General features: G+C 42.5%; 7 protein-coding genes. 4 read left to right on the forward strand and 3 right to left on the reverse strand.

Annotated features, from left to right (window positions below):
* Positions 1-12: 12 nt before the first annotated feature.
* Positions 13-771, forward strand: a complete 759-nt coding sequence (locus PAENI_RS24370) for a DUF6063 family protein (RefSeq protein ID WP_042189773.1) — start codon at positions 13-15, stop codon at positions 769-771.
* Positions 758-5,239 carry a coiled-coil domain-containing protein gene (locus tag PAENI_RS24375; protein WP_149646957.1) on the forward strand — a complete coding sequence of 1,494 codons (4,482 nt, stop codon included), beginning with the start codon at positions 758-760 and terminating at the stop codon, positions 5,237-5,239. The genes PAENI_RS24370 and PAENI_RS24375 overlap by 14 nt, the downstream gene beginning before the upstream one ends.
* Before the next feature lie 175 nt (positions 5,240-5,414).
* Here the strand turns inward: PAENI_RS24375 and PAENI_RS24380 are convergent, their stop codons facing one another.
* The 3 genes from PAENI_RS24380 to PAENI_RS24390 all read right to left on the reverse strand — a co-directional run bounded on the left by PAENI_RS24380 (position 5,415) and on the right by PAENI_RS24390 (position 8,705).
* A complete protein-coding gene (locus tag PAENI_RS24380) occupies positions 5,415-6,299 on the reverse strand; it encodes a DMT family transporter (protein WP_149647078.1) in 885 nt (294 codons plus the stop codon).
* Complete coding sequence (locus PAENI_RS24385) at positions 6,299-7,150, reverse strand: AraC family ligand binding domain-containing protein (protein ID WP_149646958.1); 852 nt, start codon at positions 7,148-7,150, stop codon at positions 6,299-6,301. The genes PAENI_RS24380 and PAENI_RS24385 overlap by 1 nt, the downstream gene beginning before the upstream one ends.
* Before the next feature lie 91 nt (positions 7,151-7,241).
* On the reverse strand, positions 7,242-8,705 hold the full coding sequence (locus PAENI_RS24390; protein WP_262495709.1) for an ATP-binding protein: 1,464 nt from the start codon (positions 8,703-8,705) through the stop codon (positions 7,242-7,244).
* A 205-nt stretch (positions 8,706-8,910) separates the two neighbouring features.
* Here PAENI_RS24390 and PAENI_RS24395 point away from each other — a divergent pair, with 205 nt between their 5' ends.
* Together PAENI_RS24395 and PAENI_RS24400 are read left to right on the forward strand one after the other, a co-directional pair.
* Positions 8,911-9,633, forward strand: coding sequence for an MOSC domain-containing protein (locus PAENI_RS24395; protein ID WP_149646959.1), 723 nt, complete (start codon positions 8,911-8,913; stop codon positions 9,631-9,633).
* A gap of 83 nt (positions 9,634-9,716) precedes the next feature.
* Positions 9,717-11,786 carry a serine hydrolase domain-containing protein gene (locus PAENI_RS24400; protein WP_149646960.1) on the forward strand — a complete coding sequence of 690 codons (2,070 nt, stop codon included), beginning with the start codon at positions 9,717-9,719 and terminating at the stop codon, positions 11,784-11,786.
* The last annotated feature ends 66 nt before the right edge of the window (positions 11,787-11,852 follow it).

The raw sequence follows: 11,852 nt of genomic DNA on the forward strand, positions 1-11,852 counted from the left end.
GAAGTTACTAGCATGAGTTATACATTAGAACAGGTACAGCAAGCTTCACGACTATTTTTTGAATTACTTCGTAAAAAAGTAATCCCTCTCGATGATCCTGCGGCAGCGGAATGCCTGCAGGATGCAGGAACATATGATGCGCTTCAATATGTTGCCAAGGAGGCAGGCTGTCGAGTGATGAATTCGGGACACCGTCTCCATTTGTTGGTCAATCCACTCGGGTCAGTGTTCGCCACCAACTTTACCCAGTTGAAGAATAAATACTCACGAATTGAGCGCAAAACTCATTTACATATCATTAATATCATCATCCTTGTGTTTCTGGCCGAGATGGATCAGGACGAGACTCACTTTAAGTCCGGGCAGGACAGTATGTCCTATATACAGATATCCGATCAGGTGTCTTCACTTTTCCAAGCATGGATGCAGATGGATGATGAAGGTAGGTTTAGTCAGCAGTGGCGCTTGGATATCCAAGCGATGTCGAAGGTGTGGACTAACCTCTATATGCAAACTAAGAGTCAGGAAGAGAGCGATCTTCTGACAAGAGGCGCAGGCTCACGAATTGGGCTGATTCATGAAGGCATGAAGCTCCTGGAAGAGGAGAAGCTCGTGTTCATCTCGGAGTCAGAGAAGCGGATATTCCCTCGGGAAGAGCTTTATGAGAGAATGCGGTATTTATATCATGATGTTGACCGGTATCAGGAATTGAAGAAACTCATCGGACGAACTTTAGCTGAGAAAGACGGTGCTATTAATGCCGCGGATTGAACGCATACGGATTACAGGACTTAAATATGAGAAAATGCTCAAGAAATATGATGATATGATTCTGGACCTCTGTAACGAAGAGGGGCCGAGCAATACGCTTATTACGCTTATGAATGGTGGCGGGAAGGGCGTACTGCTGCAATCCATATTTCAGTTATTAATGCCCAAAACGCCATGGGGAAAAGACAGTGAGAACCAGGTGGAAGCATTTTTTCATAATCATAAAAAACAACTTAAACCTTATACCTTTCATGTAGCTATCGAATGGCATCTGGACAACAATGAGCGTAATGAATATATGACGACTGGTATTGCTATGACGGCACATAACTCACTGGATCAGCAGGATATTAAAGTGGATTACCTTCTATACGCACTTACCGATTATGGCGATGCGTCTGAACTCACCCTTTCGACGTTGCCACTCTTCGATGAAGAGACTGCTGAACCTACGAGTTTTGAAACGATCCAGCAATTTATACGAGATCGGCGGGGAGAAATTGTACCTTTCGGTAGCCATAGCTCGGATTTAAAAAGATATTATGATTTCCTGGCTACCCGGGATATCCATATCGCCGAGTGGCGCAATATGCGGCGGATTAATGGGGAAGAGGGTGGTATTAAAGGTTATTTTAAAAAGAATGACGCCTTTACCAACCATAACTTATTCGAAAAGCTAATTATCCCTGAGATCGGCTCCAGTCTAAATGAGGGACCCAAAGAAGAAGACAATACGCTGCAGCGGATGTTTATTGACACGGCGACAGTAGCTCAACGTCTACCGATGCTTGAACAGCGGGAACAGGTCTATACAGAGTTTCTTGGCATGGCTGCACCTTTATACGAGCTGGTGAAGCTAGGAGTAGAGGCAGAGAGTGTTGTTCAAGAAACGGAACTTCGTGGGCGTCAGATCTTTACGGTTATTCATGAAGAACAGAGAAATGCGGAAGAAGAGCGAAGTAAGGTTGGTAATGAACTGGCGGGGCATTATCAGGATGCGAAGCAATTGCGATTTGAGACAGACAATCTAAAGTATTTGCGCAGCAAGGAAGAAATGGAACTGAAACAAGAAGAGTTCAAAAAGCTTAGTGATGATCAGAGACGTGCACGTGGACGGCTGGACGATTCCAAGACTCAGGAGAAAAAGCTTGAAGTGGCTCATTTCTTAGCTAAACGTATGCTCCACACACGACAAATTGAGCAATGGCAGAAAGAAATTCAAGCGATCGAAGGATCTCTGGAGATGAAAGAACGTCAAGAGGTCATTCAGACGGCTAAAGAAAAGCTTCGTAAACAATGGGATGTGGTCTCAAGCCTCTGGCAACAAACGATCAGAGGATTTGGAAACGCTGAGCGAGCACTGGCGACTGAAGAAAAAGGTCTGCGCAAGGAGCGGGAAAGCTTCCTGTTGGAGTTAGCAGGCCTGGATATCCAGATTAATGAATTGACGCTATCTATCCGTCAATATACAGAAGAACTGGGAACATTCGCAGCTCAGCATGGTCAGGACGCTGCACATGCTCCGGTGGCGGCGCTTCAACGTACGATTTCAGCTGCCAAAACGATACTTCTGGATATGGAAGTGCTAGAGGAACAGCATAAAGAGGCAGAGAACCGAAAGCTGGCACTGCATAAGAATCATGCCGAGCTCAGCGAGAAGCATCGCTCTTATGAACGAGAGGTAGACGAGCTCGGGGCACTGCTTGATTCGCAGACCTATAAAGAATCACAATTATGGTCACAGATTGTTGTTCTACTGGAAATGTTTGATGAACATAATCGGTTGGGAGCTACTGGCCTTTTTGAAGAGCAGGATACGATTCAACTACGATTTATCCGAAAAATGGATGAAGTGGAGCAGCAGACAAAACGTTCCAGACGAGAGTACTACAATCAGCTTATGGACGTGGAACTTCAGAAGCAATCCTACTGGCTGCCGAATTCAGATATTCTCGCGGTCAAGGATACACTCGATTCGCTCAAGATTCAATCTACACCGGGCAGTTCCTATTTAAATGATCGTCCATACCTTGAACGTGAGGAAGAACTAGAGCGCTATCCACTCCTTCCTTATAGTCTGATTGTTACCCGGCGCGAAGCTGATAAAATCAAACCGGATTTGCTGAAGGACACACTGCTCAAATCAGCGGTGCCTATCTTTATCCGTGAAGAGATGGTAGCTTCAGATCCAGTATCTTTTAAGCTTCTAGCTAACCAAGGCCCACAAATGGTACTGGAGCCAGATCGGTTCTTAAACTTTAAGAGCGGTATTCAGGCGAAGCTTAAGGAGCAAGAACAAGTGCTTCAGGACGCGGAGGCTTATTTATCGAAGTTGAAATCTGTGCGTCAGGAATATGAGCGGTTATATCAAACAGAGAACACTGTGACGATTACAGCCAAACGCAATACCCTTATGAAACTGCAAAGTGAACTTCAGCAGAGCATTATCAGTCTGAGCAGCGAGATTAATGAGAACGAGAGCACGCTTGCTCGGATCGGTCGGGAACTTATCGAGAATAAAGCGCTTAGTGCAGAGCATGAGCAGAGAGCAGCAGCGTTGCAAGGTTGGATTGAACGTTCGAAGAAACATGAGCAGGATCAAAAGGAGAAGAAAAAGTATACAGATCGTAAGAGTCTAGTGAGCAAAGAGCTTGCGAGTAAGGACCAGGAACTCGAGCATCTTGAAGCGCAAATGGTAAGCCTTGGCGGAGAGCGTGAGAAATGGATGGGAGATGCCAAGTATGCTCTGTTTCCTAGACTGCAGCATTGGTTCCCTGAAATTGTATTTCCGACATATCATCAACTTTCGGATGATATGGAACCCACACCAATAGATCCCGTAGAGCAGAACCTTCTGTTGCAGCAGCTCAGTACCGTTGAAAGTCTGCAGCAATCGCTGACGGAGAATGAGCTTGAAATTCGAACAAGAGCCGCCCAGATTAAAGCGGCGAGCGAGAATCTAACGGAGCTTGAAGCCAGCCTGAATCAAGTGGATGAGAATTGGCGGAAGGTAACAGAGCCTGCTGAATCTACTGAATCCATTATGGCTGCAAGAAACCGTCAAAAGTCGGAAACTGCTTCACTGGAAGAAGACTATCAGATGGTTCACGATTCTTTCATCCGTTGCCAGACCGAATTGGAGAATTTGCAGAAGGAATTGCGTAAGGTAGAAAAAGGAATCAAAGAGAAACATGAGCGTGCCGTGGAAATTTGGAATGAGCAACTCGAGCAAAAAGAGGCGGACATTCAGGAGCGTTTCCAAGAGAATGAGCTCATGCTTAACCAGTGTAAACGATCTTTGGAACGAATGGATGCGCTTATTCAGACGTTATCCAATCAAATCAAGATCATGAATGCACATATTGAGGATCGGGTCAATCTACGGACTGTGCCAGAAAAATTAATGCTGAGCGTAAGAGAAGGCTGTGAGTCACTGGTTGCTGACTGGCTTCTTCGTATTAAGGATAGCCGAGTTAGACGGGACGAGGTTTCCAGAAAGGTGAAGGAAGAGAAAAATTCATTAACCGGAAAACTTGCCAAAAACGAACGGAATTCTGAACTGGAGACCAAGATTCTAGATCGTTTAAATACGGTTCATTGGGATAACTTCGCTATTGCTCAGCAAGTTCTAGATTCGATGTTACGTAGTTCACGCGATCAGATTGAGAGCATTCAAAGCGATAAGGAGGATATGGATCTGTCCCGTAAGATGTGGGTAGCCCGGGCTTCTTATCGTGTAGTACAAATCATTGATATTATGAAGCGAATGGAACGTCGGATGATTATTCATAATGAGAATAATTATGCCTTCCCGCTGGTACGCCTGAATTATAAGAATATCAATATACCGAGATCTAGCGATGAGGTAGAGCCGATGGTCAGCGACTATTTCAATCGTTGTATCCATGAATTGCTCTCAAAATATCCAAAGATTGAACAAGTGCCAACACTTATAATCAAAGAGGTTATTAATGACGGACGAATCGTCTATGCGGCGCTTCAGAATCGCTTCCCGATTCTTCAGGTATATAAACCAGTAACGGAAAATTACTTCCTCTACGCCGCTCCGGAAGACTACCATTATTCCGACTGGGAAATCATCAATCGGGGTGCGCTGGATGAGGCTGTCGGCAGTGGTGGACAGCGCCAATCTGTGCAGCTGCTGGTAGCCATGATGATCATGACGCATAAACGTGTGAATCGTGAGAACAAAGGGTGGACGGTCTTTTTATATGACAATCCTTTTGGAGAAATGGTTTCTAATAACGTGCTTGATCCCGTATTTGAAATTTCTAAGGCTCTTAAATTTCAGTGGCTGATTGTAACGCCACCGGAGCTAGTGAAGAATGACGTTAGCGTTCGCTTTGGTGTGTACTGGCAGCTCTATTTCGGAGGTGTTAAAGGGGATATGTTAGAATCCACCCTAGTCAAGGGAGGAAGAAAGCTCATTCCTGTTTCGCTTTTTTGATCAGCAGCGTTTACCAGCGTCCATAATGAAAGGGGCGTACCGAAGTAGCATTAAGCTACTCCGGTACGCCCCTTTTTTCGCGTTTAGGATGAATTAGGGAATTTTCCCTAATTAGTTTTTAGATCCACTCCATATATTGGAATAGCTTCGTATTTTAATCCTAGGAGATGAATGATTATTTCGGTTTGCGTTCAGAAATATATGAACCGGTTAGCGTCAAAAAGGTTCCCAGCAAAGTTGCCCAGGTGATCTTTTCATTCAGGATAAGGGCAGAGGCTGCCACCGTAACTACAGGCACAATATATATGTACACACTTGTTTTTACGGCTCCTAAGATTCCTACAGCCCGATTCCAGGTGACAAAACATAAAGCAGAGGCTCCCAGTCCTAAAAAGAGGATGTTAGTAATATTTTGGATGTCTTTGAATCTACTTAGATCTAAATGAAAATCAAAGATAAATAAAGCTGGCAGCATAAATAGGATTCCATAAAAAAATACTTTACGGGTAGCCCCAATCGTATGAACCTGTAAATCGCTTATTTTTCGCATTAATACAGAGTAAATGGCCCAAACCATAGGGGCTATGAAAGCCAAGAGGTCTCCGATCGGGTTCAGTTTTAGAAGAAAACTTCCATTTAGCCCGATTAAAATAATTCCTGACAGCGCAATTACAAATCCTAGTATAAACTGACGATGAAATTTCTCTTCCTCCAAAAAGAAGTGAGCAATCACAGCTGTGAAGAATGGAGCAATTGAGACAATCACGCCTACATTGGAAGCAAGGGTGTAGACTAGGGCAATGTTCTCTAGAAGAAAATATAAAGTAATTCCACATAATCCTGCTGAAATAAATAGTAATTCTTCCTTAAAGGATTTCGTTCGCACTGGACGTGAATAGATCAGCAACAATACAAAGTAACCCAAAAGAAAGCGGAAGAACAGAATTTCAACAGGCGTAAAATCCGTTAATAGTATTTTTGAAGAGATAAAGGTTGTTCCCCAGATGATAATCGTAATTAGTGCCAGCAGATGTCCCGTATTGGTCTTGCGTTGATCCATCATATCATGCGTTCCGTTGATCGCGTTTGTCCCGGCTGCTGATTAAATATACGCATGTATTGCTTAGGGGTTAAGCCAATCAATTTTTTGAAAAAATTTGTGAAATGGCTCTGATCGCTGAATCCGGTTAGTGAGGCCACTTCTATGGGGAGTACTCCTTGTTCTAAAAGTCGTTTGGCCTGATTAATCCGAATAGTTTCCAAGTATCGATAAGGAGATATCCCTTTTTGTCTGGTAAATAAACGCAGTAAATGATATTTGCTTAAGCTTGTCAATTCACTTAATTGATTGAGGGTAATATTCTGCGCATAATGAGTCTCTATGTATTCGCAAATGGTTTTGATTTCAGAGGTAAGGTCTTGTGAAGAATAGAAGGGCTCTGCATCGGAATATTCCCTCAGAAGCTGCTCCAGGAGAAACAGAAACAATTCTTCTTTTTGAAAATCAGTTTGATCCTCTAATATCATTAGATGTAGATCATGTAATGAGGTTGCCAGTTCACTTTGGTATAGCGCATTATGTGTGAACCGAGGCAAGTAGTCCATGCCGGTAATTTCAAGCACATACTTACGCATTATCTCAGGCTGAATATTGAAGGCGCGGTAATCAAAGGAGTTTCCGTCCATCGGTTCACAGGTGTGGGTATCCTGCGGATTAAAGATGATAACATCTCCGCTGTTAAGGATATGTTCTTCATTGTTACAAATCATAAGTCTTTTGCCTTGTTCAATAAAACCTATAACGTAATAGTCATGAAAATGGTTAGGGAATTTCTGCATGATCCCTTCAAAGCGATACGCCTCAAAATTCAAGCCGCTATCGAAGACGATGGTCCGAACTTCACGAGTCACTGCTGCACCTTCTTTTCCAGTTATGTATAAGCATTATAATGTGAAAATCAGGTGCATTCTTGCACGATGTTGCGATCCGGAACTTCTTATGTTATATGACAGCTTCCTCTGGCTCTAAAATTTTTGGAATGGTTACCGTAAATGTTGTGCCTTGCTCAGGGACACTTTCTACAGTGATCGCTCCGCCATGATTATGTACAATATTCTGCGTGATCATAAATCCAAGGCCTGTTCCTGTTTCTTTTGTCGTATAAAATGGTTTACCAAGTGCTTTAATCTGTTCCTCTGTCATCCCGCAACCTTCATCTTGCACGCTGATTCGGGCTTCGCTTTCATTTGTAAGCACATGAATATATATATTTCCTCCACTATTCATGGCTTCCATCGCATTTTTAAGTAAATTAATAAATACCTGTTTCAGCTGATAAGCCTCACCATGGATCCATATGGAGTGATCTGTACAGACAGGGAGGATCTGAAGGTTTTTCAGTGCAGCTTGTCCATTCATTAATGTGGTGACTTGTTCTAGTAACGATAATAAATCCACTGGTTTACTGACATGCGTCGTTTGTGGCTTGGATAAAACCAGCAGCTCGTTGACGATAAATTCGATGCGTTTCAATTCTGACTCAATAATGAAAAAAAATTTATCATTCATGCGCTCGGAAGAGCGAAGCAGCTTCATAAAGCCGTTAATGGCGGTAAGCGGATTTCTGATTTCATGCGCGATTCCAGCTGCTAATTGCCCTGCGGTAGATAATTTCTCGGATTGGATTAGCCGTTCTTCTTCCAGCATTTGCTGAGAGACATCTTTAAATATTCCGATAAATGCCATGTTTCCATTGAAGATAATCGGTAATGTGAATCCATCCACAAATTTCTGCTGACCATTTAAGCAATTAATTAAATAGCAAACAGAGCCAATCGTGTCACCACTATAATATCTTTCCCTTCGTTCTTGGAGGATTGCATGATTGGTAAGGTCTACAATATTAGTAGTAGATGTACCCATCAATTGATTCAGGCTCTCCGCATGGATTAACTGTAAGCCCGCTGAATTCACATACTGAATAATCCCTTTTGCTGTAATAACAACGGTCAGAGGTAATCCCTCCAGGAGTTGCAGGAATGCTTTATCTTTTTCTAGTAGACTGCTTTCCGCTTCTTGCAGCTGAGTTTCTATATGCCTGATCAAGGTCTTGTTCTCAAATTGAGTAAAATAATATAGGGGTGCACCATTAGCATCCGAAACGATAGATATGGAGATCTCTATTGATAACAGCTGTCCGGTTGGTAGGTAGTAGTCGTGTTGGAATCGATGCGGATGGATGTTCATAGAGGAAAGAGACCTTCCAAGCTCAGCAATTTCATGGATCTGACTTAGAAGGGTTCGGACGGATGGTGAAGGTGTTATTAACTCGTTATGATCATATCCCAATAGGGTACTTAGGGCTGAATTCCATTTTAGGAACGTTCCATCTAACGAAACTAGAGCCATTCCAATTACAGCATGTGTAAAAGAAAAATCAAAACTTTGGAATTCATTGGACCGCACTGCTATTCACCTCTCATATTGTTTCCACTATATGTAATAATCATAGTATAAAACATATAATCAAATAAAATATATAAATTTTTATGTGATCGAGAATCGTTCGAAATAACTATGTGTTGTTGTGAAAATAAGGGTGCAAGAGTCAAACGATTTCAGTTAGAATTAAAGGATATGTTGTATTTTTAGAAAGTGGAGGCGTTGTGCCGTGCAATCAGTCGTTGGTGAAATCAGAGAAATTAATCGCTATCCAGTCAAGTCATTTGCAGGTGAACGATTGGAAACCTGTGTAATAGAACCGTATGGAATGTTAGGGGATCGCTTCTGTGCCTTTTATGATGAGTCAAAAGAGGGCTGGTGGCGGTATTTTACGGCTAGAAATAATCCTAAAATGCTTACCTACCAAGCGCAATTTATCAATGGAGAAATTCATGTAAGGGCTTCGGATGGACGAACCTTTGGGTGGGATGAGCATTTATTGGAAGAAATCCAAAGCCAAACTAAAACGCGAATTACCATGTCTAGTATAAAAGCTTCACATCCACAGCCAGAGCACCCGCAATTGTTATCGGTGGATGGCGCCAGTATTTTACTCATTACGGATGCTAGTTTGAAGAAGCTAGAGGCTGCGTGGGGACATTCCTTAGATCAGCGCCGGTTTCGTGGGAACTTTGTTATAGCTCTAAGCGATGAATCTCTTTTCGAAGGGGATTGGATCGGCCGGCAGCTCTCCATAGGAGATGTTCAGCTACAGGTAGATAGTTTTTGTGAGAGATGTATGGTTATCACGATGGACCCGGATAGTCAGGAAAGAGACCCTAAATTATTGAAAAAACTAAACCAAGAATTTGAACTACACTTCGGAGTGTACGCTTCTGTAGTTAAGACAGGGGAAATCAGAATCGGAGACAAAGTAGAATTAATGGATTAGATAATGATATAAACGTCCTTTACATTCTCATATGGATAATTTACCCTTTAAAGGAATGGAAAATTCATAGCGGGAGGGAATGTATGAAGAAGAAAATAATATCCCTGTTGATGGTATCTTTACTTTTAGTAGTTTATCTTCCTACGAATGCATTAGCAGCGGATAGCAGCAAAACGCAAACATATGTGAACACTCAGAAGGTCGCGGCAGAGAAGGCAGCATTCTTAACGGAAAAGATAGGAACGACAAGTCTCCAATATGCTCTTATCGATGGCGATAATATCGTTATGAGCGGCACAGCTGGATACAGCCATGTGGAGAGCAAGACAGCACCAAGCACTACAACGATGTATGGAATTGGCTCGACGAGTAAAATGTATACGACCGCTTCTATTATGAAGCTCGTTGATCAAGGAAAGGTAGATTTGGATGCACCTGTCGTATCGTATCTGAATAATTTTACGATGGAAGATTCACGCTATAAGCAAATCACCGTACGAATGCTGCTGAATCATTCATCAGGTCTTGGGGGTTCGAACTTATCAAACTCTTTCTTATTCAATGATTCTGATTCTATCGCCAAAGATAATTTGCTGGCGACTTTGACAACTCAACGCCTAAAGGCAGATCCAGGAGCCTACTCAGTATATTGTAATGATGGATTTACGCTGGCGGAGTTGATTGTTGAGAAAGTCAGTGGAATGGACTTCACTACATTCATCCATCAGAATTTTACAGGTCCTTTAGGGCTTGGGCATACGAAAACGCCAGTAGATTCTGTGGATTCTAGACAACTGGCAAGTGTATACAATGCTACCTACCCTGCCGCTTTACCCCAAGAGACGATTAACGTGATTGGAACAGGGGGCATCTATTCTACGGCTGAAGATTTGGTGCGATTTGCAACTATTTTCACTGGAGGATCGAAAGAACTTCTGTCAGAAAAATCAGTAAAAGCGATGGAGCAAGAGGAGTACAAGCGTGGAATGTGGCCAAAAGGAAAAGATAATTCGTTTGCGTATGGATTGGGCTGGGACAGTGTAAATTTATATCCATTCAATCAGTACGAGATCAAAGCTCTGACAAAGGGTGGGGATACAACTCTGTATCATACTTCACTTGTTGTATTGCCTGATCAGCAGATGGCAGCAGCTGTGGTATCTTCTGGTGGGGATAGCACAACCGATCAGATGCTTGCTAACGAAATATTGCTCAGTGCGCTACAAGAAAAGGGAGTTATCAAGGAATTAAAACCTACACCTACATTTAAAGCTTCGAACAAAGAGGTTATGCCGCAGGAATTGCTGGATTATGCTGGTGTCTATGCTGATTCTACACAACTGATGAAGATTGAGATTAGTAAAGCTGGGGAATTGAGTATATCTTCGATTATGGCACCTACATTTCCAGCTCAGAAATTTTCGTATAATACAAACGGTGAATTCTTAGATGCAACGGGTACTAATAAAGTCAGCTTTGTGAAGGAAAGCAATGGTCGTGTCTACCTTTGGATTCAAGGGTACGGGGTCATTCCAGGGCTTGGTGAGACTGCTCTTTCTCAATATTCAGCTGAAAAGCTAGAGGCAAACGCTTTATCCAATGAGGTCTTGTCAGCTTGGCAGCAGCGTCAAGGGAAATTGTATTTTGATGTCAGTGAGAAGTATAGCTCACAATTTTACATGAGTATGCCAGTAGCTGGAATTGCTATGTTCCCTGATGCACCGGGCTATATGGGCTCAAATAAAATAACTGGGCCGAATAAAGCTGAAATGACCGTGCAAATTCCAACTTTAGGTGGGCGCGATCTTGCGGATATTGTTTTTGAAAATAAAGAGGGCGTGGAGTATCTCAAGATTGGAAACCAATTATTTATAACGCAGGATGCCATTAAACCTATCTATGCCGGCCCGCAATCATTGGTAACCATTCAAGCAGATGGATATGCGAGATGGTATGAAGTACCTGAGACAGCATCAGGCAAGTTGATGACAGTAGGGCTACCACCTAAAGGTTCCTTTGCTGTCTATGATGCGAATGGTGTGTGTGTAAATTTCTCTACTGTCAGTGGTCTTACGCAAGTTAAACTTCCGAATAACGGGAAGATTGTATTTGTAAGCGATGTGGGTGCGAAGTTTGAATTGACAATCAAGTAGTAATAAACCATTTAAGTATATTTTATTAAAAAAGATCCTGTTATCCAGATAATATATCTGGATAAC

This window comes from Paenibacillus sp. B2(2019) (genome assembly GCF_008370385.1).
Taxonomy (GTDB): domain Bacteria; phylum Bacillota; class Bacilli; order Paenibacillales; family Paenibacillaceae; genus Paenibacillus_AQ.

What these genes read in the sequence shown, in the direction of transcription:
- PAENI_RS24370 (WP_042189773.1), top strand. Translation starts at nt 13, where the DNA reads ATGAGTTATACATTAGAACAGGTACAGCAAGCTTCACGACTATTTTTT.
- PAENI_RS24375 (WP_149646957.1), top strand. Translation starts at nt 758, where the DNA reads ATGCCGCGGATTGAACGCATACGGATTACAGGACTTAAATATGAGAAA.
- PAENI_RS24380 (WP_149647078.1), bottom strand. Translation starts at nt 6,299, where the DNA reads ATGGATCAACGCAAGACCAATACGGGACATCTGCTGGCACTAATTACG.
- PAENI_RS24400 (WP_149646960.1), top strand. Translation starts at nt 9,717, where the DNA reads ATGAAGAAGAAAATAATATCCCTGTTGATGGTATCTTTACTTTTAGTA.